Annotated in this window: 17 protein-coding genes and 2 rRNA genes; 14 read left to right on the top strand and 5 right to left on the bottom strand. The window is 59.2% G+C overall.

Going from position 1 to position 23,391, the window contains the following annotated elements; translation table 11 throughout:
- Nucleotides 1–180 precede the first annotated feature (180 nt).
- The 5 genes from BV82_RS20610 (at nucleotide 181) to BV82_RS20590 (ending at nucleotide 6,675) form a co-directional block, all read left to right on the top strand.
- Nucleotides 181–3,070: ribosomal RNA gene (locus tag BV82_RS20610) — 23S ribosomal RNA — on the top strand.
- A 139-nt stretch (nucleotides 3,071–3,209) separates the two neighbouring features.
- Nucleotides 3,210–3,325: ribosomal RNA gene (gene rrf, locus BV82_RS20605) — 5S ribosomal RNA — on the top strand.
- A gap of 264 nt (nucleotides 3,326–3,589) precedes the next feature.
- A complete protein-coding gene (locus BV82_RS20600; protein ID WP_036996606.1) occupies nucleotides 3,590–4,486 on the top strand; it encodes a nitrilase family protein in 897 nt (298 codons plus the stop codon).
- Between the two features lie 9 nt (nucleotides 4,487–4,495).
- On the top strand, nucleotides 4,496–5,686 hold the full coding sequence (locus tag BV82_RS20595; RefSeq protein ID WP_010220490.1) for a hypothetical protein: 1,191 nt from the start codon (nucleotides 4,496–4,498) through the stop codon (nucleotides 5,684–5,686).
- Nucleotides 5,683–6,675, top strand: coding sequence for an asparaginase (locus BV82_RS20590; protein WP_010220488.1), 993 nt, complete (start codon nucleotides 5,683–5,685; stop codon nucleotides 6,673–6,675). Before BV82_RS20595 ends, BV82_RS20590 begins: the two co-directional genes overlap by 4 nt.
- Before the next feature lie 53 nt (nucleotides 6,676–6,728).
- On the opposite strand, the gene BV82_RS20585 is transcribed toward BV82_RS20590, so the two are convergent.
- Together BV82_RS20585 and BV82_RS20580 are read right to left on the bottom strand one after the other, a co-directional pair.
- A complete protein-coding gene (locus tag BV82_RS20585; protein WP_010220486.1) occupies nucleotides 6,729–7,025 on the bottom strand; it encodes a hypothetical protein in 297 nt (98 codons plus the stop codon).
- A 373-nt stretch (nucleotides 7,026–7,398) separates the two neighbouring features.
- Nucleotides 7,399–8,061, bottom strand: a complete 663-nt coding sequence (locus BV82_RS20580; RefSeq protein WP_036996605.1) for an NADPH-dependent F420 reductase — start codon at nucleotides 8,059–8,061, stop codon at nucleotides 7,399–7,401.
- Between the two features lie 99 nt (nucleotides 8,062–8,160).
- Here BV82_RS20580 and BV82_RS20575 point away from each other — a divergent pair, with 99 nt between their 5' ends.
- From BV82_RS20575 to BV82_RS20550, 6 genes are all read left to right on the top strand, one after another.
- The gene (locus tag BV82_RS20575; protein WP_200874287.1) at nucleotides 8,161–9,081 is read left to right on the top strand and encodes a LysR family transcriptional regulator; all 921 of its coding nucleotides are present in this window, start codon (nucleotides 8,161–8,163) and stop codon (nucleotides 9,079–9,081) included.
- 737 nt (nucleotides 9,082–9,818) lie between these two features.
- Complete coding sequence (locus BV82_RS20570; RefSeq protein ID WP_010220483.1) at nucleotides 9,819–10,265, top strand: HIT family protein; 447 nt, start codon at nucleotides 9,819–9,821, stop codon at nucleotides 10,263–10,265.
- Between the two features lie 189 nt (nucleotides 10,266–10,454).
- Nucleotides 10,455–11,231 carry a hypothetical protein gene (locus tag BV82_RS20565; RefSeq protein ID WP_223253920.1) on the top strand — a complete coding sequence of 259 codons (777 nt, stop codon included), beginning with the start codon at nucleotides 10,455–10,457 and terminating at the stop codon, nucleotides 11,229–11,231.
- 38 nt (nucleotides 11,232–11,269) lie between these two features.
- Nucleotides 11,270–11,668 carry a nuclear transport factor 2 family protein gene (locus tag BV82_RS20560; protein WP_010220481.1) on the top strand — a complete coding sequence of 133 codons (399 nt, stop codon included), beginning with the start codon at nucleotides 11,270–11,272 and terminating at the stop codon, nucleotides 11,666–11,668.
- 36 nt (nucleotides 11,669–11,704) lie between these two features.
- Nucleotides 11,705–12,400 (top strand): iron-containing redox enzyme family protein, encoded by a 696-nt coding sequence (locus BV82_RS20555; protein WP_200874286.1) that lies wholly within the window; start codon nucleotides 11,705–11,707, stop codon nucleotides 12,398–12,400.
- 135 nt (nucleotides 12,401–12,535) lie between these two features.
- Nucleotides 12,536–14,368, top strand: coding sequence for a long-chain-acyl-CoA synthetase (locus BV82_RS20550; protein ID WP_010220479.1), 1,833 nt, complete (start codon nucleotides 12,536–12,538; stop codon nucleotides 14,366–14,368).
- Between the two features lie 268 nt (nucleotides 14,369–14,636).
- Here the strand turns inward: BV82_RS20550 and BV82_RS20545 are convergent, their stop codons facing one another.
- Together BV82_RS20545 and BV82_RS20540 are read right to left on the bottom strand one after the other, a co-directional pair.
- A complete protein-coding gene (locus BV82_RS20545; RefSeq protein ID WP_036996603.1) occupies nucleotides 14,637–15,884 on the bottom strand; it encodes a ribonucleotide-diphosphate reductase subunit beta in 1,248 nt (415 codons plus the stop codon).
- A gap of 235 nt (nucleotides 15,885–16,119) precedes the next feature.
- Nucleotides 16,120–19,008: a ribonucleoside-diphosphate reductase subunit alpha gene (locus BV82_RS20540; RefSeq protein WP_036996602.1), complete on the bottom strand. Its 2,889-nt coding sequence runs from the start codon at nucleotides 19,006–19,008 to the stop codon at nucleotides 16,120–16,122.
- A 766-nt stretch (nucleotides 19,009–19,774) separates the two neighbouring features.
- Here BV82_RS20540 and BV82_RS20535 point away from each other — a divergent pair.
- The 3 genes from BV82_RS20535 to fhuF are packed head-to-tail and all read left to right on the top strand — an operon-like array spanning nucleotide 19,775 to nucleotide 22,652.
- Nucleotides 19,775–20,497 carry a response regulator gene (locus tag BV82_RS20535; protein ID WP_026001155.1) on the top strand — a complete coding sequence of 241 codons (723 nt, stop codon included), beginning with the start codon at nucleotides 19,775–19,777 and terminating at the stop codon, nucleotides 20,495–20,497.
- Nucleotides 20,494–22,110 carry an ATP-binding protein gene (locus tag BV82_RS20530; RefSeq protein ID WP_036996601.1) on the top strand — a complete coding sequence of 539 codons (1,617 nt, stop codon included), beginning with the start codon at nucleotides 20,494–20,496 and terminating at the stop codon, nucleotides 22,108–22,110. Before BV82_RS20535 ends, BV82_RS20530 begins: the two co-directional genes overlap by 4 nt.
- Nucleotides 22,107–22,652, top strand: coding sequence for a siderophore-iron reductase FhuF (gene fhuF / locus BV82_RS20525; protein WP_010220473.1), 546 nt, complete (start codon nucleotides 22,107–22,109; stop codon nucleotides 22,650–22,652). Before BV82_RS20530 ends, fhuF begins: the two co-directional genes overlap by 4 nt.
- Nucleotides 22,653–22,655: 3 nt before the next feature.
- Here the strand turns inward: fhuF and BV82_RS20520 are convergent, their stop codons facing one another.
- The gene (locus tag BV82_RS20520) at nucleotides 22,656–23,357 is read right to left on the bottom strand and encodes a 4'-phosphopantetheinyl transferase family protein (protein WP_036996600.1); all 702 of its coding nucleotides are present in this window, start codon (nucleotides 23,355–23,357) and stop codon (nucleotides 22,656–22,658) included.
- Nucleotides 23,358–23,391 lie beyond the last annotated feature (34 nt).

The following is a 23,391-nucleotide window of genomic DNA, read 5'->3' as shown; positions in this document are numbered from 1 at the left end:
CGAATATTGATTTCTGAACTTTTTCAGAATCGTTCTTTAAAAATTTGGGTATGTGATAGAAAGATAGACTGGACAGCACTTTCACTGGTGTGTGTTCAGGCTAAGGTAAAATTTGTGAGTCATTACAAATTTTCGGCGAATGTTGTCTTCACAGTATAACCAGATTGCTTGGGGTTATATGGTCAAGTGAAGAAGCGCATACGGTGGATGCCTTGGCAGTCAGAGGCGATGAAAGACGTGGTAGCCTGCGATAAGCTTCGGGGAGTCGGCAAACAGACTTTGATCCGGAGATCTCTGAATGGGGGAACCCACTCAGCATAAGCTGAGTATCTTGTACTGAATACATAGGTGCAAGAGGCGAACCAGGGGAACTGAAACATCTAAGTACCCTGAGGAAAAGAAATCAACCGAGATTCCCTTAGTAGTGGCGAGCGAACGGGGACTAGCCCTTAAGTGGCTTTGAGATTAGCGGAACGCTCTGGAAAGTGCGGCCATAGTGGGTGATAGCCCTGTACGCGAAAATCTCTTAGTCATGAAATCGAGTAGGACGGAGCACGAGAAACTTTGTCTGAATATGGGGGGACCATCCTCCAAGGCTAAATACTACTGACTGACCGATAGTGAACCAGTACCGTGAGGGAAAGGCGAAAAGAACCCCGGAGAGGGGAGTGAAATAGAACCTGAAACCGTATGCGTACAAGCAGTGGGAGCCTACTTGTTAGGTGACTGCGTACCTTTTGTATAATGGGTCAGCGACTTATATTCAGTGGCGAGCTTAACCGAATAGGGGAGGCGTAGCGAAAGCGAGTCTTAATAGGGCGTTTAGTCGCTGGGTATAGACCCGAAACCGGGCGATCTATCCATGGGCAGGTTGAAGGTTAGGTAACACTGACTGGAGGACCGAACCGACTACCGTTGAAAAGTTAGCGGATGACCTGTGGATCGGAGTGAAAGGCTAATCAAGCTCGGAGATAGCTGGTTCTCCTCGAAAGCTATTTAGGTAGCGCCTCATGTATCACTGTAGGGGGTAGAGCACTGTTTCGGCTAGGGGGTCATCCCGACTTACCAAACCGATGCAAACTCCGAATACCTACAAGTGCCGAGCATGGGAGACACACGGCGGGTGCTAACGTCCGTCGTGAAAAGGGAAACAACCCAGACCGTCAGCTAAGGTCCCAAAGTTATGGTTAAGTGGGAAACGATGTGGGAAGGCTTAGACAGCTAGGAGGTTGGCTTAGAAGCAGCCACCCTTTAAAGAAAGCGTAATAGCTCACTAGTCGAGTCGGCCTGCGCGGAAGATGTAACGGGGCTCAAACCATACACCGAAGCTACGGGTATCACTTAGGTGATGCGGTAGAGGAGCGTTCTGTAAGCCTGTGAAGGTGAGTTGAGAAGCTTGCTGGAGGTATCAGAAGTGCGAATGCTGACATGAGTAACGACAATGGGAGTGAAAAACTCCCACGCCGAAAGACCAAGGTTTCCTGCGCAACGTTAATCGACGCAGGGTTAGTCGGTCCCTAAGGCGAGGCTGAAAAGCGTAGTCGATGGAAAACAGGTTAATATTCCTGTACTTCTAGTTATTGCGATGGAGGGACGGAGAAGGCTAGGCCAGCTTGGCGTTGGTTGTCCAAGTTTAAGGTGGTAGGCTGAGATCTTAGGTAAATCCGGGATCTTAAGGCCGAGAGCTGATGACGAGTTGCCTTTAGGCGACGAAGTGGTTGATGCCATGCTTCCAAGAAAAGCTTCTAAGCTTCAGATAACTAGGAACCGTACCCCAAACCGACACAGGTGGTTGGGTAGAGAATACCAAGGCGCTTGAGAGAACTCGGGTGAAGGAACTAGGCAAAATGGCACCGTAACTTCGGGAGAAGGTGCGCCGGTGAGGGTGAAGGACTTGCTCCGTAAGCCCATGCCGGTCGAAGATACCAGGCCGCTGCGACTGTTTATTAAAAACACAGCACTCTGCAAACACGAAAGTGGACGTATAGGGTGTGACGCCTGCCCGGTGCCGGAAGGTTAATTGATGGGGTTAGCTAACGCGAAGCTCTTGATCGAAGCCCCGGTAAACGGCGGCCGTAACTATAACGGTCCTAAGGTAGCGAAATTCCTTGTCGGGTAAGTTCCGACCTGCACGAATGGCGTAACGATGGCGGCGCTGTCTCCACCCGAGACTCAGTGAAATTGAAATCGCTGTGAAGATGCAGTGTATCCGCGGCTAGACGGAAAGACCCCGTGAACCTTTACTATAGCTTTGCACTGGACTTTGAATTTGCTTGTGTAGGATAGGTGGGAGGCTTTGAAGCGTGGACGCCAGTTCGCGTGGAGCCATCCTTGAAATACCACCCTGGCAACTTTGAGGTTCTAACTCAGGTCCGTTATCCGGATCGAGGACAGTGTATGGTGGGTAGTTTGACTGGGGCGGTCTCCTCCTAAAGAGTAACGGAGGAGTACGAAGGTGCGCTCAGACCGGTCGGAAATCGGTCGTAGAGTATAAAGGCAAAAGCGCGCTTGACTGCGAGACAGACACGTCGAGCAGGTACGAAAGTAGGTCTTAGTGATCCGGTGGTTCTGTATGGAAGGGCCATCGCTCAACGGATAAAAGGTACTCCGGGGATAACAGGCTGATACCGCCCAAGAGTTCATATCGACGGCGGTGTTTGGCACCTCGATGTCGGCTCATCACATCCTGGGGCTGAAGCCGGTCCCAAGGGTATGGCTGTTCGCCATTTAAAGTGGTACGCGAGCTGGGTTTAGAACGTCGTGAGACAGTTCGGTCCCTATCTGCCGTGGACGTTTGAGATTTGAGAGGGGCTGCTCCTAGTACGAGAGGACCGGAGTGGACGAACCTCTGGTGTTCCGGTTGTCACGCCAGTGGCATTGCCGGGTAGCTATGTTCGGAAGAGATAACCGCTGAAAGCATCTAAGCGGGAAACTTGCCTCAAGATGAGATCTCACTGGAGCCTTGAGCTCCCTGAAGGGCCGTCGAAGACTACGACGTTGATAGGTTGGGTGTGTAAGCGCTGTGAGGCGTTGAGCTAACCAATACTAATTGCCCGTGAGGCTTGACCATATAACACCCAAGCAATTTGCGTCGAATGACCAGATTGCGGTGTTGTGAAGACTGCAAAGCCGAGAATTTGTAACTCACAAAACATCACATACCCGATTCGCTGGAGTGTCTTAAACAAGACCTTCTGGCAACAGAATTTCTTGACGACCATAGAGCATTGGAACCACCTGATCCCATCCCGAACTCAGCAGTGAAACGATGCATCGCCGATGGTAGTGTGGGGTTTCCCCATGTGAGAGTAGGTCATCGTCAAGATTAAATTCCGAAACCCCTATCTGCGTACGCAGGTAGGGGTTTTGTCTTTATGGCGATTTAATTGCTAGTCGTGGCCCCTGTGGGAGCCGGCCTTGCCGGCGATGCAGGCACCGCCTGATTAGCTGGAAACACCAGCTACCATGATTGCCCTTTCCCCAACCTAAGACCATTCCTGCCCCAGCTTCAGACCCGCCTGACTGTCTTATCTAACCGAGTGTCCGCTTAACTGGCGTCCCTCCCATAACGATAAGAAGGCCAAAGCCCATGTCTGCAAATGCTGCCCCGATCAGTCCCGCCCGTGTCGCAGTCATCCAGTTCGACCCGCAGGTCGGTCTTGAGCACTGCGACAACAACCTCTGCCATGGCCTGCAGCTCGCAGAACAGGCGGTCGGCGAGGGCGCCAATCTGATAGTCCTGCCTGAGCTGGCCAACACCGGCTACAGCTTCAATACTCGAGCCGAAGCCTGGGCTCACGCCGAAGCTCTGGCGGACGGTCCTAGCCTGAAAACCTGGGCAGCATTTGCCCGTCAACACCATGTCTACCTGGTTGCAGGCTTTGCCGAGCGCGACGGCTTGAAACTGTATGACAGTGCTGTGCTGTTCGGCCCGGAAGGCCTGCTGGGGCATTACCGCAAAGCCCATCTGTGGAACCAGGAGAAGCTCTGGTTCAGCCCGGGGAACCTCGGCTTCCCGGTGTTCGAGACGCCCATCGGCCGTATCGGCCTGTTGATCTGCTGGGACATCTGGTTCCCGGAAGTGCCACGTCTGCTGGCCATGCAGGGGGCCGATATCATCTGCGGCCTGAACAACTGGGTATGGACGCCACCGCCGTTGTTCGATGCCAGTGGCCGCTGCATGGCCTCTTACCTGACCATGACCGCCGCCCATGTCAACAATGTGCATATCGCCGCCGCCAACCGGATCGGCAGTGAGCGTGGTGGGCGGTTTCTGGGCTGCTCGTTGATTGCCGGCACCAACGGCTGGCCCCTCGGTGAGATCGCCGGGCCGGAAGACCAATGCATCCTCTACGCCGATCTCGACCTCAGTAGTGCTCGCAGCGCACCGATCTGGAACAGCCTCAACGATCTGCCCCGCGACCGACGGACCGACCTCTACGGTTCGATGCTCGGTTATGACCTGCACCCAGCCTTGCCGCGCTAAGGAGGAGGGATGGACAACTCAATCGAAACCTCCCGTTCCACCTTCTGGCCTTTGCTGTTGTTGTGCCTGACGGTGTCGTTGGTCACCACGGTGCTGCTTGAAGTCATCAGCGGTCGCGCCGACGCTTGGATTGGCCTGTGGCCAGACTATGTGCACATGATGAGCAACCTCAACCAGCCCTTGGCGCGTTTGCGCTGGGTCATCGGCGATATCAGCGAAGTGGCCTTCTACAAGCATGAGCTGCCAGCGCTGGGGTTGCTCGCAGGTGCTGCCCTGGCCCATTGGGCCAACCGCAACGGCAAGCGCTGGCAAGGCTTCGCCATTTGCTACGGTACGGGCTTGTGGCCGTGGCTGGTGACCAGTTCGCTGCTGGGGTTGTGGTTCAGTCATGCGCTGTGGGGCTGGACCTTGAACAGTGGCACCTGGCAACCGACCTTCGTCGCGTTCGTTTCGTTGCCGGCGGCTATGGTGCTGGTGTTTGGTCCAGGCTGGAAGGTCGCTTTCAGCGGCGCACTGATGGGCGCTTTGCTGGTCACGCCGGCCAGCCTGTTGCTGGTCAACTACCTGTGCTACCCCTTGAAGCTGCCAGTGGTCGTCGGCAATGTCGGCGGCATGGCGGTTGCCAGTGTGCTGGCGTTCATCTTGATCCGCCGATTTCCGCTGCTGGTGAGGTCAACCGCGTCGGAACACACCCCACAAGCGGTCGGCCAGATCCAAGCCGATTACGGCATCACCTGGACATTGCGCCGGGTATTGGCCGACTTCAGTGAAGCGCCGTTCTTCGGCAATGAGCTGGCGAGCCTGGGTTTGTTGTTGGGCCTGTTGCTGGCGTACATCCTGTCTCCCACGGGCCCGGCCTACGGCTCGCAACTTGTCGTGCAGATGGTGGCGGGGCAGGTGCTGGCCTCGTTCATCGGTGTGCTGATCTGGCGTAGGCAATGGATGCGCCTGGGCTGGTATCCAACCTATATCCCGATCGTTTCCGTCGTCCCGGCTGCCGTGCTCACCTTCGGCGGTAGCTGGCAGGTGGTCGGGCTCAGTGCGGTGTTGGGAGCACTGCTGGCCCCGCCATTGGCGGCCGCTATCAGCCAGCGCCTGCCAAGCCATATGCATGGCTTCATCGGCAATGTGCTGTCCATGGCTGTTTCTACCCTGGCAATCCTCCCCTTCATCAGTCTGGTTACAGGAGGTGACGCATGACCCTGCCCAAACTTGCCATAGGAACCCTGGGCGGCACCCTCAGCATGCTCCAGTCAGCAGTAGGCGAAGGTGTCACTCCTGGTCTGGACAGCACGCAGATGCTCGCCGAGGCACCCCAGCTTGCAAGCCTTGCGCACATCTCGACGAAAACCCTGCAGATGCTACCCAGTGCATCGTTGTCCTTCATTCAGTTGATCGATGTCCTGTATTGGGCCAAAGCCCAGGTGGAGGAGGGCGCACAGGGGGTGGTGCTGACCCAGGGCACCGATACCCTCGAGGAAGTGGCCTACTTTCTCGAACTGCTCTGGCCCTTTGATGCGCCATTGATCCTGACTGGCGCCATGCGTGCGGCCAGTGAGCCCGGCGCCGATGGCCCGGCCAATCTGCTGGCAGCGGCGCAGGTGGCGCTGGCTGCGCAGAGTCGGGGCCGCGGCGTACTGGTAGTGATCAATGATCAGATCCACGCCGCTGCCCATGTGCGTAAAACCGAGAGCCTGGCCATGGCAGCCTTCAGCTCAGCGCACTTCGGCTGCGAGGGTTTGGTTGTGGAGGGGCACGCGTGCTACCTGAAGCCTGTGAGGCCTCGCCAGCCCCTGCCAGAGCCTTGGCGTCTCGATCAACGTGTAGCGCTGCTGGAGGCCAGCCTGGCTGCTGACACCCTGCTGCTCGAGCAAATGACCGGGTTGGGCTATGAAGGCTTGGTCGTCGCCGGGTTTGGCGCCGGGCATGTATCCGAAGGGTGGGCAAAGAGTGTGGGATACATCCTCACTAGAATGCCGGTGATTATCGCCTCGCGAACCGGCTCCGGCCCTACGGCGCGGTATACCTATGGCTTTGACGGCGGCGAAATGGACCTGCAACGCAAGGGCGCCCAGATGGCGGGGTTCCTGTGCCCGCGCAAGTGCCGGGTATTGTTGTGGGTGCTGATTGGCTGCGGGATGGATGACGAGCTGGAGCACTGGCTGGCCGAGTATCGTCAGCCGCGATGAAGGGGGATCACGTGGGGCCGTGTGTCGGCACCCACGTGTCCTCGGGCGCGCGCTTAGACCAAGCGCTGAGGCACTACGCCGCGCGGCAGGCGGCTGCTGCCGGGCAGGGCGGTCAGGCGATCACGCCAGTTGGCCTTGAAGCAGAACGCGGTGGGGCTGGCCTTGGCCATGCGCTGTTTGCGCAGCTCTGCCAGGGACGGGGTGGATTTTTTGGCCGGCGCAGACGACTCCGTCTTGACCAGGGACCGCTGACACGACTTGCAGGAAACCTGGTCAGGGGTGGAGGTGCTGGTGAGGTTATTACCGGCGCGACCGCAAGCGACTGCGTCGCCGCTGGTTGAGTAGTGCATTACCAAGCTGTACATCTCCAAACATAGGAACAAAAGCCCCCTATTTTCGCACAGGTTGGCGGCGGATGCGGCGCCATCGTCAACGCCGTGCTGCAGGCTTGAGTCAGAAGGTTGGAGAACAGCGGTGTTTATAGCGGTGAAATAGTACCGAGTGCGCCAATCGCGATGGCCAGCGCCAGAAAACCCACGACGAAGAATGCAAGCTTACCCATTGAGCGCTCCAGATGACGGTTTTGCGGTGCAGCGCCAGGCTGCACTAGCGAGATGCGCCCGGTAGAGCGGGACGCAGGACTATTTTCGCTCTGGCGCTGTTACCGAAACAGATTCAGTTGGCGCTGCAAAATACGGATCAGATCAACTGTCACGCCGCCACTTAACGCCGCCAGGCACCTTCAGGCACTTCAACCTCACGCTCGGCTTGCGCCAGGGCCCGCTTCAAGCCCTCTACACCAAAGGGGATGCAGTAAGCCGGCTTGGCCCGCTCGAACCGCCAACTGTCGTCCAGGCCGCCGGCATCGACGGTGTCGTAACCCAGGTCGTCGAGCAGCGTGCTCACAACGGTCTTCGCTTCACCATCATCGCCGGCAATAGGCAGGGCACGCCGATCTGTTGCGCCACTGATACGTGCGTCTTTCTCCAGGTCCTGGGCAAGAATTGCATTGAACACCTTCACCACCCGCGAACCCGGCAGATGCTCGGCAAGCAGGCGACTGGTGGTGGTCTGGAAGCTGTCCAGCGCGGGAAAATGACCATCGCGGTCCGGGTAGTAGTTGTTGGCGTCCATAACGATCTTGCCCTCCAGCCACTGCGCGGGCACGCTGCGGTAGTGCCCGAAGGGGATCGCCACCAGTATCAGCTCAGCAAACCGCGCCGCATCTTCTGCACTGCCCACCTCGCAGCCCAGAATGCCGCTGCGCACGCTGCTCATGGTCTGCGGCCCGCGTGAGTTACTGAGCATCACCTGATGCCCGGCTGCCAGCGCCAGCTGTGCCACTGCCCGACCGATAAAACCTGCCCCGATAATGCCGATACGCATGTCCTTGCTCCGTTGCGTGATAGGAGCGTTTATGATGATTGGCAACCAGATGGAGATAAATTACCGGTCTGGATAGAGTGTCGTTACCAGGAGTGTTGAATGATGGATCGTCTGACCAGCATGGGCGCCTTTGTGATGGCGGCTGAAGCAGGTTCCTATGCCAGCGCCGCGGAGCGTCTGGGCATGTCGCCACAAATGGTTGCCAAGCATGTAGCCGCTCTGGAACATCGCCTGGGCGCGCGCCTGCTCAACCGCACTACCCGCCGCCAGAGCCTGACCGAGCTTGGCAACGCCTACTACGAGCGCTGCAAACACATCCTCAGCGAGGCGCAGGCGGCCGACTCCCTGGCGCAGATCATGAACGATACGCCGCGGGGCAAACTGAAGGTCAGTGCGCCGGTCACCTTCGGCTCCTACAGCCTGATGCCGCTGGTGACTGACTTTCTGCGCCAGTACCCCGAGGTTGAGATCGACCTGCACCTGACCGACCGCTTCGTCGACCTGGTCGAGGAGGGCTTCGAGGTGGCGTTTCGCATCGGCCCCCTGGGCACCTCCAGCCTGACCGCCAGGCCGCTTGCGCCTTACCGCCTGGTGGCCTGCGCTGCGCCGTGCTACCTGGCCGCCCACGGCACCCCACGAACGCCAGCCGACCTCGAACAGCACGAATGCCTGGGCTACGCCTATTGGTCGCGCCCGGCCGATCGCGAGTGGCAGTTCGTCCAGGGCGATACCCTGCACAAGGTGCAGGTCGCCAGCCGTTTGCAGGTCAATGAGAGCAGGGCGCTGATGTCAGCGGCGCTGGATGGCTTCGGGATTGTGCTGGGGCCGGAAGACTTTCTGCGCCCGGCGCTGCAAAGCGGCGAGCTGGTGCGGGTTCTGGCTGACTACCAGCCGCCGAGTCGGCAGATGCATTTGCTCTATACCGCCAACCGGCAGAGAACCGCCAAGCTGCGACGGTTCATCAATGCGGTGCTGGCGCGCTTTGCGATCAGTGTGGAAACCGACCATGCAGCTCATTAGCCCCTGACTCAAAGCCGCAGCCAGCGCGCCGCCACCTGCCGCCAGGGTGGGGGGCTTTGATGGCGCTTCTATGCGCCATGGAGCCTGGCTCGAACAGCACCTCAGGCACATCGCGCAAACGAATCCACGGTTCGTGCTGCCACTGCAGCACGCTAAGCGAATGCCTGCCCCAATCCATCTGGCCGATCCTTGGCACGTCCTGTACTGGCAGATCCTGCCTGTCCCGCAGCCGCGGCAAGGTTCGCCGTTGATCGGCATCGAGCTTGCGCACGATATGTTCGTCAAGGTAACGGCCAATCAGCCGGCGAGTTCGCGAGCGCAGAACCAGGCTTGGGACTCGAGCTGCCCGGCACAGGCCGCAATGCTGTTCCCTCAAGCGGAGCAGCCTTGCGATCCACCGGAAACCGGGTCTTTGATCGCTTCACCGTCCTTGGCCTTGAGGGTCTTGGACGGTGATCCTTAAATATCCCTCCGACGGGCCAACAACACGGCCCACACGGCCTGATAAAGGACGGATACAAAAAGTAACATTAAGAAAACTCATTTAAATCAATCTATTAGGTGTTTTCTGGAATTCAGATACAAAAAATTTCAAAACTCACGTGTACAGATGTGAAATGCCAAGGGTAATTTCACCCTCAAGCTGTGCGGTCAACTGCAATGGAATGCAGCCTGTAGCAACCCGGATCTTCATGCCTCCACCGGGTTTGCACCTACTACAATAGAGGGAGCTAATCGTGAACTGCATTTTCTGTGCAATCGCCAAGAAAGAATCACCGGCTGCCGTTGTCTACGAAGACGAGCAGTGCCTGGCCTTTCTCTCCATCCAGCCGATTACTCCTGGTCATGTCCTGGTCATTCCCAAGGCCCACGCAAGCGGCCTGGGTGATATCCCTCCTCAAACCTGTGGCCACATGATGCGTGTGGGTCAACGGGTGGCGGCCGCCCTGCGTGAAAGCGGCTTGAGCCTCAATGAACACCCCTGCGAAGGTATCAACCTGCTGCTGTGCGATGGCGCTGTGGCCGGGCAGACGGTGGGCCACGCCCACCTGCATGTACTGGCCCGCTTTGTCGGTGACGGTTTCAACCTGGGTCATGCGGACCTTCCACTCGCTACGCCCCAAGTGCTGGGCGAGCGCGCAGAGCAGATCCGTCGAGCCTTGACCTCGCTGCCACCGGTTTAACTGCAAGTCGCTTTAGTTTAAAGGCACGCCCGCGATAAGAGGGGTGCGTGCCTTGCTGTGCGCAGTAAGCAAATCATCAACTTGTAGGCATCTACGCAAGGAGGCGAAGCTATGTATTGTCCTGTGGAAACTTAGGTCGTGCGCTGGGCTGAGTTGAATACTACAGATCACAATAAGAAGGGAATTCTCATGCCATCACTCGCAAGTAATAAGGCTGCCTTGCCTTCGGCAAATATGCAGTTGGTAAAGGATGATTCAGCCGGTTCGGCAATCTACAGTTTCTATGATTCAGTACTTCAAGACTTGTGCCAATCTGACAAGGTCAACGTCAGGCAGGTGGTTACGCCAGCGCAGTTTCTCGAACTGTCTCGTGCCCGCAGCCGGTTGTACGGGCAGCGAAAGACTTACTACAAGACGTTGTTCGGTAACGCGGTCGACGACACCGTATGCCTGGATGAATACGACCCGCGTTCCTACGTGTTTGCCTTTTATTATGATGGTGAAATTATCGGCACCCAGCGTATTACGCCTTTCCCTCACGAGTCGGGCGAGTTCATCAGCCATGAACAACTGGTGCGGTTCTCCGGGCCCAATTACGAGAATGAGTGCGTCGAACTCTCGCGACTTATTGTCGACAAGCATTCCCCGGTCAAGAACGTGGTCAACGGATTGGCGATGACCGGCGCCTCGCTGGTCGCCCTGGAAGGCGGCTACAAAACCTTCATCACCTACGTAAAACCACGGCTTGCGCCGAAGTTCGACAGCTTCGTCTTTGATCAGGACGGTATCTTCTTCCAGATCAAAGCCCGCGGTGATCACTACTACGCCCTGTACAAAGGCGATCTGATGCCGTCGGTCACGCCCTTCTTCGGCTTGCAAAGCTGCCCTGCAGACCTGAAGAACATTGATGACTTGATTCGCTACACCTTGGCCGCCCGTGCCGCGAGGCAGTCACTGGCGGGATGAGCATCCAAAAACAACGACAACATTGAGGTTGATCCAAGATGGAAGCCAGGAACAAAGAAGTGGTCATCGAGTTTTACGAGCGCATGTTTGGCCAGCGGGAACTGGCGGTCGCCGATACGTTGATTGCCGAGGATTATGTACAACACAACAATGTATTTATTCCACCGCGCCGCGAAGGCTTCAAGACCTACTTTACGCAGTTCTTCAAAACATTCCCCGAGTCGGGTACCAGCATTGAACGGGTATGCGCCGAAGGCGATTATGTCTTCCTGTATGCCAAGCACTGGGCCAAGCACAGATTCTTTACGGTGAATTACAAGGTGATCGATATCTATCGTGTGGAAAACGGTGTGCTGATGGAACACTGGGATACTATCGAAGGCCTGGGGTTCTTCTCCAAGTTCATCTACATCATAAAGTCCTTACTGCGCCTGTAAGTCCGTGTTCGCTTGATAGTATAAAAAGTGTCATGAATGATTTATCAACCCGCCAAGGAAGAGAGTGAAATGACTGAAGTGACCGCGTTTCGCAAAGAGCTGAAAGCCATCTGTGATGCCGAATGGGAAAAGATCAAGGCCGGCCGCTTTTTCCAGATGATGAAGCGCCCCGAGTTGCAGCGTGACCTCTACATCAAGTCGATTGTCCAGGTGTATCACTACACCAAGAACAACGCGATCAACCAGGCGGTGGCGTGCTGGAACCAGGACCATAAAAAGGTCGGCCTGCTGCGTTTTGCGATGAAGCATGCGCTGGAAGAACTGGGCCATGAAAACATGGCGTACAACGACCTGATCGCCATTGGCGTCGACAAGTCCGAGTTCGATAAGCCGATGCTGCCGGCCACAGAGGCGTTCTACGGCTACCTGGATTTCGTCTCTGTGTGCCGCGGCATCATTCCACGGCTGGGCTACAGCTTCTGGGCCGAGGACTGCTACGAGCACCTCGAGCCATTGATGGATGTCTGCAAGAACCATCTCAAGCTGACCGATCAACAACTTACCTTCTTTGTCGCCCACGCGATCATCGACGAGAAACACTCCGAGCAAGTCAACGCAGCCATCGACCGCTGGGTCGTGACCGACGAAGAAAAAGAGTCGGTCAAGCAAGTCGCACGCACCACGGTTTACTTGATGGGCAAGATCCTCGAGTCGGTCGCCGACGAGTTCTGAGGCTTGGCAACAGGCGTCCTCGCGCACCCCGCTGCGCGAGGACTTTTTACATGGCGTGCACAACAATAAAGCGATCGGCCGGTCTGGCGCTTGTCCAACCGCCTGGCTGCCACGGTCAATTCACTAGGAGGTGACATGAGTAGCAATAGCGACATGATTACCTGGGGCATGATGCTGCGCAAAATCCCCTTGATCGCCCGGGCCATTCCTCGGCTCATCAGGGGAATCAAAGCCTCCAAGCTCAAGGTCGATCAGCCCTGCGGCCTGGGGTGGGCCTTCGAACAGGCGGTTGCGCGCAACCCTCAAGGACCGGCGCTGCTCTACGAGGACAATCGTTTCAGTTATGAACAGGTCAACCAGTGGGCCAACCGTTTCGCCCACTACCTGCTTGCCCGTGGCCTGAAAAAAGGCGATGTGGTCGGCATATTTATTGAAAATCGCCCGGAATTGCTGGTCAGCGTGCTGGCGGTCAGCAAGATCGGCGGTATCTGCGCCATGCTCAACACCTCGCAGACCAACAACGTCCTGATCCACAGCTTGAGCCTGGTCAATCCCTCGGCGATTATCGTCGGCGAAGAGTTGGTGCCATCCTTTGACGCGGTGCGTAACGAGGTTGCCATCGATGAGCTGAGCACGTTCTTCCTGGCTGACACCGACACCACTCGCGATGCGGGCGTCGCGCCCGAGGGTTACATCAACCTGACCCGCGTCAGCGAAGCGCACTCCGCTGTCAATCCGGCGACCACCCAGCAGGTCTACCTGGACGACGCCTGCTTCTACATTTACACCTCCGGCACCACCGGTTTGCCCAAGGCCGGGGTGTTCAAGCACGGGCGCTGGATGAAAGTCTACGGTAGCTTCGGCATGATCGCCCTGGATATGCGCCCCGATGACATCGTCTATTGCACCTTGCCGCTCTATCACGGCACCGGGCTGTGCGTGAGCTGGGGCTCGGCATTGGCCGGCGCCTCGGGTTTCGCCATCCGCCGCAAATTCAGCGCCAGTCAGTTCTGGAATGACACACGCAAATTCAAGGCCACCACCATTTGCTATGTCGGTGAATTGTGTCGCTACCTGATCGACCAGCCTCCCGCCGGCAACGATGGCGACAACCCGGTGGTGAAAATGATTGGCAACGGCCTGCGCCCGGGCGTGTGGATCGACTTCAAGAGACGCTTCAACATCGAACGGGTCTGCGAGTTTTATGCCGCCAGTGACGGCAACATTGGCTTTACCAACATCCTCAACTTCGAAAACACCATCGGCTTTGCCATCAACGCCTGGTCGCTGGTGGAGTACGAACACGACACCGGCGAGCCGCGGCGCAGCGCGAACGGTTTCATGCAGAAAGTCGGCAAGGGTGGCCAAGGCTTGTTGCTGGCCAAGATCGACGACGACGCCCCATTCGACGGTTACACCGATCCGGAGAAGAGCAAAAAGGTGGTGCTGTACGACGTTTTCGAAAAGGGCGATCGTTACTTCAACAGCGGCGACCTGATTCGCGATATCGGCTTTGGCCACGCCCAATTCGTCGACCGCCTGGGGGACACCTTCCGCTGGAAAGGTGAAAACGTCTCCACCACCGAAGTCGAAAACATCATGGTGCAACACCCCCACATCGCCGAAGCCGTGGCCTACGGTGTGGAAATCAAGAACACCAACGGTCGTGCCGGGATGGCGGCCATCACCCCATCGGCCCCGCTGGAGCAACTGGATTTTTGCGACCTGCTGCGCTTCGTCAAAAGCCAGATGCCTCACTACGCGGTGCCGATGTTCCTGCGCATCAGGACCTGCATGGAAACCACCGGCACGTTCAAATACCAGAAAACCAAGCTAAGGACCGAAGCCTTCGACCCCAGCCAAACCGGTGAAGACCCGGTCTACGCTTGGCTACCGGGCACCGAAACCTACGTGCGCGTGACTGAGCAGGTGCTGCAGGACATTCATGGCGGCAAGTTCCGCTACTGAAGGGCAACTGCGCGAGCGTCAAACCACAAGGCCGAACAAATGCGTAATGCTGCTCACTCAAGCGGAGCAGCCTTACGCTTCCTGGTATCCCCGTCATAGCGCTCCGCACCCCATTGCTGAGCGAGTGACGTACCGGCCTTATGCTGAAAAGCCACCCAAGCTTTCATGGCTTAGGTGGCTTTTTTCAGTTTGAGCACTAATTGGGTGCGTTTAGTCTCGGATTTTTGAAAAAAGTCTCAGTTATCTTGAAAAATGAAGAACAGGGAAATCAATCCCAGCTCAACGCCCCACCGGTCTGATACTCGATAACCCGAGTCTCGAAGAAGTTCTTCTCTTTCTTCAAGTCCATGATCTCGCTCATCCATGGGAACGGGTTGGTGGTACCTGGGTACTCTTCCTTCAGGCCGATCTGCGACAGGCGACGGTTGGCGATGAACTTGAGGTAGTCCTCCATCATCGCCGCGTTCATGCCCAGCACGCCGCGAGGCATGGTGTCGCGGGCGTATTCGATTTCAAGCTGAGTGCCCTGCAGAATCATCTGCGAGGCTTCTTCCTTCATTTCGGCATCCCACAGGTGCGGGTTTTCGATCTTGATCTGGTTGATCACGTCGATACCGAAGTTCAGGTGCATGGACTCGTCACGCAGGATGTACTGGAACTGCTCGGCAACGCCAGTCATCTTGTTGCGGCGACCCATGGACAGGATCTGGGTGAAGCCGCAGTAGAAGAAAATGCCTTCCAGGACGCAGTAGTAAGCGATCAGGTTGCGCAGCAGCTCTTTGTCGGTCTCGACGGTGCCGGTGTTGAACTCCGGGTCGGAGATCGCGCGGGTGTAGCTCAGGCCCCAGGCGGCTTTCTTCGCCACCGACGGGATCTCGTGGTACATGTTGAAGATCTCGCCTTCATCCATGCCCAGCGATTCGATGCAGTACTGGTAGGCGTGGGTGTGGATCGCCTCTTCGAATGCCTGGCGCAGGATGTACTGGCGGCACTCGGGGTTGGTGATCAGGCGGTACACGGCCAGGGCCAGGTTGTTGGCAACCAGGGAGTCGGCGGTGGAGAAGAAGCCCAGGTTGCGCATGACGATACGACGCTCGTCGTCGGTCAGGCCTTCCGGGTTTTTCCACAGGGCGATGTCCGCGGTCATGTTGACCTCTTGCGGCATCCAGTGGTTGGCGCAACCGTCCAGGTACTTCTGCCAGGCCCAGTCGTACTTGAACGGTACCAGCTGGTTGAGGTCGGCGCGGCAGTTGATCATGCGCTTTTCGTCAACCGCGACACGGGCAGCGGAACCTTCCAGCTCAGCCAGGCCTTCGGCGATGTCGAGTTGGTCCAGAGCAGCCTTGGCGCGCTTGACTGCTTCGGAGTCAGCGGCGGTCACGGCGCGGGCTTCGAGGGCGGCGACACCGCCGGCGTTGTCGAGCTTGTCGATGCCTGCGGCAGCGGCTTGCGTGGCGGTGGTGCCTTTGGCGGCTTCTTCGCCTTCGTCTTTATCGAATTCGTCCCAGCTCAGCATGGTGGGTCTCCTGCTTGAGGGCCATATCAGTATGGCCGGTGGATCTTGGTTGCGGTGCTTGCGGTTGGGTACTGCGGTGCACGCAAAATCTTGGAATGCTTCCCGGGGCTGAGGCCCTCGGGGGAGGTCGGGGTGGCCCCGACCTTATTGTTCGGCCTGGCGAAGAGAGCGGCAGGGCCGGCCCTATCGCTGGCAAAGCCAGCTCCCACAGGAGAGCTGGCCAGCCTTCAGGCGCTTATTGGCAGGCTTCGCAATCCGGCTCGTCGATCGCGCAGGCCTTCGGTACCGGAGCAGGGCCGGCTGGCGCTGCCTGTACCGGGGCGCTGTCGCCACCGCTGGAAACGGCGTTGAGCTTGCCGGTGTTGATGGTCGACTTCTCGGTGCTGGTCGCGGCCAGGGCACGGAGGTAGTAGGTGGTTTTCAGACCACGGTACCAGGCCATGCGGTAGGTCACGTCGAGCTTCTTGCCCGAAGCGCCGGCGATGTACAGGTTCAGCGACTGGGCCTGGTCGATCCACTTCTGACGGCGGCTGGCGGCGTCGACGATCCACTTGGTTTCCACTTCGAAGGCAGTCGCGTAGAGGTCTTTGAGCTCTTGCGGGATGCGCTCGATCTGCTGCACCGAACCGTCGTAGTACTTCAGGTCGTTGATCATGACCGGGTCCCACAGGCCGCGGGCCTTGAGGTCGCGAACCAGATACGGGTTGATCACGGTGAATTCGCCCGAGAGGTTCGATTTCACGTACAGGTTCTGGTAGGTCGGCTCGATGGACTGCGACACGCCGGTGATGTTGGCGATGGTCGCGGTCGGCGCGATGGCCATGATGTTCGAGTTACGAATACCTTTTTGTACGCGAGCACGCACCGGTGCCCAGTCCAGGGTCTCGTTCAGGTCGACGTCGATGTACTTCTGGCCACGGGCTTCGATCAGGATCTGTTGCGAATCCAGCGGCAGGATGCCTTTGGACCACAGCGAGCCCTGGAAGGTCTCGTAGGCGCCGCGCTCGTCGGCCAGGTCACAGGAGGCCTGGATGGCGAAGTAGCTGACCGCTTCCATCGACTTGTCGGCGAACTCGACGGCAGCGTCGGAGCCGTAAGGGATGTGCTGCAGGTACAGCGCGTCCTGGAAGCCCATGATGCCCAGGCCGACCGGACGGTGCTTGAAGTTCGAGTTACGCGCTTGCGGCACCGAGTAGTAGTTGATGTCGATCACGTTGTCGAGCATGCGCACGGCGGTGTTGACGGTGCGTTGCAGCTTGGTGGTGTCCAGCTTGCCGTCGACAATGTGGTTCGGCAGGTTGATCGAGCCCAGGTTGCAGACCGCGATCTCGTCCTTGTTGGTGTTCAGGGTGATCTCGGTGCACAGGTTCGAGCTGTGGACCACGCCCACGTGCTGCTGCGGGCTGCGCAGGTTGCACGGATCCTTGAAGGTCAACCATGGGTGGCCGGTCTCGAACAGCATCGAGAGCATCTTGCGCCACAGGTCTTTGGCCTGGATGGTCTTGAACACCTTGATCTTGTTGTACTCGGTCAGGGCTTCGTAGTACTCGTAGCGCTCTTCGAAGGCCTTGCCGGTCAGGTCGTGCAGGTCTGGCACTTCCGATGGCGAGAACAGGGTCCACTTGCCGTCATCGAAGACGCGCTTCATGAACAGGTCAGGGATCCAGTTGGCGGTGTTCATGTCGTGGGTACGACGACGGTCATCACCGGTGTTCTTGCGCAGCTCGATGAATTCTTCGATGTCCAGGTGCCAGGTTTCCAGGTAGGCACAGACAGCGCCCTTGCGCTTGCCACCCTGGTTAACGGCGACGGCGGTGTCGTTGACCACTTTCAGGAAGGGTACGACGCCCTGGGATTTACCGTTGGTGCCCTTGATGTAGGAGCCCAGTGCGCGCACAGGGGTCCAGTCGTTGCCCAGGCCACCGGCGAATTTCGACAGCATGGCGTTGTCGTGGATCGCGTGGTAGATGCCCGACAGGTCGTCCGGCACGGTGGTCAGGTAGCAGCTCGACAGCTGTGGACGCAGGGTACCGGCGTTGAACAGGGTCGGGGTCGAGGCCATGTAGTCGAAGGACGACAACAGGTTGTAGAACTCGATGGCACGGGCTTCTTTGTCTTTCTCTTCCAGCGCCAGGCCCATGGCCACGCGCATGAAGAACACCTGAGGCAGTTCGAAACACACGCCATCCTTGTGGATGAAGTAACGGTCGTACAGGGTCTGCAGGCCCAGGTAGGTGAATTGCTGGTCGCGCTCGTGATCGATCGCCTTGCCCAGTTTGTCCAGGTCGAAGTCGGCCAGGGCAGGGTTGAGCAGTTCGAACTCGACACCCTTGGCGATGTAGGCAGGCAGGGCCTTGGCGTACAGGTCGGCCATTTCGTGGTGGGTGGCGCTGTCGGCGACGTTGAGGAAGCCCAGGCCTTCGGCGCGCAGGGTGTCCATCAGCAGGCGGGCGGTGACGAACGAGTAGTTCGGCTCACGCTCTACCAGGGTACGGGCGGTCATCACCAGGGCGGTGTTGACGTCCTTGATGGCCACGCCGTCGTAGAGGTTTTTCAGGGTTTCGCGCTGGATCAGGTCGCCGTCGACTTCGGCCAGGCCTTCGCAGGCTTCGCTGATGATGGTGTTCAGGCGGTTCATGTCCAGCGGCGCCAGGCTGCCGTCGGCCAGGGTGATGCGGATGCTTGGGTGCGGCTGCACGCTTGCGTCTTCGGCGTGGCCACGGGTGGCACGCTCCTTGGCACGCTGGTCGCGGTAGATCACGTAGTCACGGGCGACTTTCTGCTCGCCGGCACGCATCAGGGCCAGTTCGACCTGGTCCTGGATTTCTTCGATGTGGATGGTGCCGCCCGAAGGCATGCGACGCTTGAAGGTCGCGGTGACCTGCTCGGTCAGGCGGGCAACGGTGTCGTGGATGCGCGACGAGGCGGCAGCGGTGCCGCCTTCAACTGCGAGGAACGCTTTGGTGATGGCCACGGTGATCTTGTCATCGGTATAGGCGACGACAGTGCCGTTACGCTTGATCACGCGCAGTTGGCCCGGGGCGGTGGCTGCCAGATCCTGGTTCGAATCGGCGGCCTGCGGCGCCAAAGCCAGCGGGTTCTCGCGAGTTGTGTCGGTTTGCATGGGTGTCTCCACGTTCTCTAAGTATGTTTTAGGCGCTTTTTGAGCGCCAACCGTTCCGTCCGAAAGCTCAACAACCGACCCCGAGGGCGCGCAGGAACGCGAGGTTCCGGCATGCCGCACAGGTCGGGCATACTCACTTCGGGACAGTTCAGGAATTAGGGCAAATGCTTGCCGCTCCCTGGCCGAAGTCAAAGGTCTTGAATCTACGACTCAAAACTGTTGCTGTCGGGTGTGCTGATGGTCTCACCCGTACCCGAAACAACACCCTCCAAGGGTTTGCAACGGAAGCCTGCGCAGGAGCGGTTTGGCTGCTGATCTCTTCTAAAGTTCAAGCAAAAAATCTACCCGTTGAGGGCTTGAGTTCTCTGCTTGACTTGTGCTTGGGATTTTCAGGAAACCCCAAGATGTAGTGTTTTGTTTCGCTGGGGATACAAGATAATGCGGTCTTGGGGGTAATGCAAGGTCGGGCTCTGTGGATAACTTGTGCGTATTTTGTGAGTGATTTCACTCAACCCCTTGTAGGCCGCGTCTTAGCGCTGAATGACCGCCCGTCACCGATTTTTTCGCGGGTCTTAGGGGCGCAGGCAGATTTTGCGGGCGCGAACCCTATCACAAAAAATCGGCTTGTCCGAGCAGCTTTCCCGTTGGTTTTTCACCACCGGTAACGGCGGTTGGCAGGCGTCGGTGCCCGACGTAGTATCCGGGGCCAATGTTGCCTTTTGGTGATGTGGGTACTCTTTATAACAACAAGTTGTTGAGGTGAGCCGTGGAGCAGAGCAGTCGGGTATTGATCGTCGAAGATGACCAGCGGCTGGCCGACCTGACCTGTGAGTACCTGCAGGCCAATGGCTTTACCGTGGACGTGGAAGGCGATGGCGCCCGGGCGGCGGCGCGGATTATCGCCGAGCAGCCGGACCTGGTGATCCTCGACCTGATGCTGCCGGGCGAAGACGGCCTGAGCATCTGCCGCAAGGTGCGCCAGCAGTACCCCGGGCCGATCCTGATGCTCACCGCACGCAGCGACGATCTCGACCAGATCCAGGGCCTGGACCTGGGTGCCGACGACTACGTCTGCAAGCCGGTGCGCCCGCGCTTGCTGCTGGCACGCATCAATGCCCTGTTGCGTCGCAGCGAGGCGCCGGCCGAGGCTCAGGCGCCGCAAACCCTGCAGTTCGGCCCGTTGCGGGTCGACAACACCTTGCGCGAGGCCTGGCTGTACGACAGCGGCATTGAACTGACCAGCGCCGAGTTCGACCTTTTATGGCTGTTGGTGAGCAACGCCGGGCGCACCTTGTCGCGCGAAGAAATCTTCACCTCCCTGCGCGGTGTCGGCTACGACGGCCAGGACCGCTCCATCGATGTGCGGATTTCGCGCATCCGCCCGAAAATAGGCGACGACCCGGAGCACCCGCGGATGATCAAAACCATCCGCAGCAAAGGTTACCTGTTCGTCCGTGAGGCGGCCGAAGCCATGGGCCAGGTGCAATGAACTCGATCTTCCTGCGCATCTATGGCGGCATGCTCGCCGCGTTGGTGCTGGTGGCGGTGCTCGGCGTGCTCAGCCTGCACCTGCTCAACGAGGTGCGCGCCGGCCAGTACCGTGAGCGCCTGGCCCACGGCACCTTTACCCTGATGGCTGACAACCTGGCGCCGCTGGATGGTGTCGAGCGCAAGCGCGCCTTGCTGATCTGGGAGCGCCTGCTGGGGATTCCGCTGGCGTTGCAGGCGCTGAGCAGTACTGCCCTGGACGGTGGTCAGCGCAGCCAGTTGCAGCGCGGCCAGGTATTGGTCGAGAAGACCGGCCCGCACGCGGCCAAGGTGCTGCGCCAGGTGGGTGACCTGGATTTGCTGCTGGTTGGTGAAGTGCAGCAAATCAGTGAGCAACTGGCGCGCGCCACGATCTACCTGCTGGCCGATGAGCTGGTGCGCTATCCGGTGGCCGAGCAGCCGCAGCGCCTGGCGGCCCTCAAGCAGAGCAAGGGCTTTGGCTTTGACCTGCGCCTGCAGCGGGTCAACCAGACCGACATGGACGAAGACCAGCGCCGGCGCATCGACGAAGGCGACACGGTGCTGGCGCTGGGCAAGGACGGCGACTCGATCCGGGTGTTCGCCGGCCTGGTCGGTACGCCCTGGGTGCTGGAAATCGGCCCGCTGTACCAGATGAACCCCTATCCGCCGCAACTGCTGGTGCTGATTGCCGTGCTGGGCCTGTGCCTGATCGGCCTGATCGTTTACCTGCTGGTGCGCCAGCTGGAACGGCGCCTGTCGGGGCTTGAGGCCGCCGCAACCCTGATTGCCCAGGGCAGCCTGGAAACCCGCGTGGCGGCCGACGACGCCGATTCGGTCGGGCGCCTGGCCGCGGCGTTCAACGGCATGGCCGAACACCTGCAGCGCTCGCTGACCATCCAGCGCGAACTGGTGCGGGCGGTATCCCATGAACTGCGTACGCCGGTAGCGCGGCTGCGTTTTGGCCTGGAGATGATTGCCAGCGCCAGCAACGACCAGGCCCGGGACAAGTACCTGACCGGTATGGACGGCGATATTCAGGACCTGGATAAACTGGTCGATGAAATGCTCACCTACGCGCGCCTGGAGCAGGGCGCGCCAGCCCTGCATTTTCAACGGGTCGATCTGGATGCCTTGCTGGATCAGGTGATCGCCGAGCTGGCGCCATTGCGCCGCGAGGTCCGGGTGTTGCGCGGCCCGTGCCAGGGCGCGGAGAAGGCGGCGGACGGCCAGGGGGCGTGGGTCGAGGCCGAACCGCGTTACCTGCACCGGGCGTTGCAGAACCTGGTCAGCAACGCCATGCGCCACGCCGAGTCACAGGTCAGCCTCAGCTATCAGTTGGGGGGACAGCGCTGCCGGATCGATGTCGAGGACGATGGCCCTGGTGTGCCGGAAGGTGTCTGGGAACGTATCTTCACCCCCTTCACCCGTCTCGACGATAGTCGCACCCGCGCATCAGGTGGGCATGGACTGGGCCTGTCGATCGTCCGGCGGATCATCTACTGGCACGGTGGGCGGGCGTCGGTGGGGCGTAGCGAGCGTCTGGGCGGCGCCTGTTTCAGCCTGAACTGGCCGCGCAACCAGGACCGCGAATGAGTGCGCCGATTGCCCTGCCGGTATTGCTCGACGAAGCACGGTTCGATGCCTTGCTGCTGGCGCTCTATGGCCCGCAGCTGATGCCGGCGCAACGGCCGGTGCTGGTGTCGCAATGGTCCAAGTACTACTTTGCCCTGGTGTGGCGAATGGTGCGTGAGGGGCAGCCGTTGTCGGCGTTCAGCGCGACAGCGGTGAAGGTCGACGCGCGCGGTTTGCCGGTTGCGCTGGTCGCCGAGGGCGTCGCTTGCCAAGGTCTGCAGGCGGTCATGGCGGCACATCTGCAGCCCGTTGTTGCGCGTATGGTGGTGTTGGGCGCCGTACCGCCAGCGGTATTGTGGGGCAATGCCGGCGATTGCCTGGATCAGGCGCTGCAAGGCATCAGTGACAACACAGGATTGCAGGTGCTGCTGGAAACGCCCGGCAGCCCTTTATTTGCCGCCATCAGCCAGGATCCCGCAGGTCGGCGTCGGCGCCGCACCTGCTGCCTCAGCTACAAGGTCGACTGGGTCGGGCACTGCGAGCACTGTCCGCTGCTGCCCTGACGCTCAGACGCTGACCAGGCTCAACAGCTGATCATCCTGCAGACAGAACTGGCCCGCCAGCTCGCGGCCGTGGTGCCACTGCGCCGACAGGTCGATGAGCAGGCGCAGGCGTGCATGGCCATCAGCGGACCATTCCAGTACTTCGGCGTGCTCAAAATAGAAGCGCTGCCTGACGATGGGGTAGAGCGCCTTGAACAGGCTTTCTTTCAGCGAGAAAGTCAGGGTCACGGTCAGCCCGATTTGGCTGGGGTCCATACGCTGTATTTCGGCCTCGGTGAGAATCTCCCGGGCCAGGCGCTCGGCGCGCTCGTCGCTGAGCAGGCTTTCCTGATCCAGGCCCAGGCCCAGGCAGTCGCTGCTGCGCGCAACCACGGCGGCGGCCCAGCCTTTGCCGTGGGTGATCGAGCCGCTGATGCCGGCGGGCCAGATCGGCGCGCGGTCTTCATCAGTACCCGGGACATAGTCGCGGCCATCGAGTTGCAGCAAGGCTGCGCGAGCGCACACCCGGCCGGCCAGGTACTCGGCCTGGCGCTTGGCCACTGAGCGTTGCAGGCTGGCGGTCTGCTCGATGCCGGCGCGGCTGAAGTCGTCGCTGGCGAGCAGGGCGGGGTCGAACGGGCAACTGACCAGGATCGCGCCGGGGACCGGACGCGGCAGGGGCCAGTGGTGCAGGAGCGGGGCGCAGCAGGTGGGCAGTCGGTTCATGGCCGGTATTGTGCCGTGGCTGGTGCCGGCGTGC

The organism is Pseudomonas donghuensis (assembly GCF_000696345.2).
Lineage (GTDB): Bacteria > Pseudomonadota > Gammaproteobacteria > Pseudomonadales > Pseudomonadaceae > Aquipseudomonas > Aquipseudomonas donghuensis.
The sequence above is the reverse complement of the archived record's forward strand: the minus strand, read 5'-3'. Positions and strand labels throughout refer to the sequence as shown.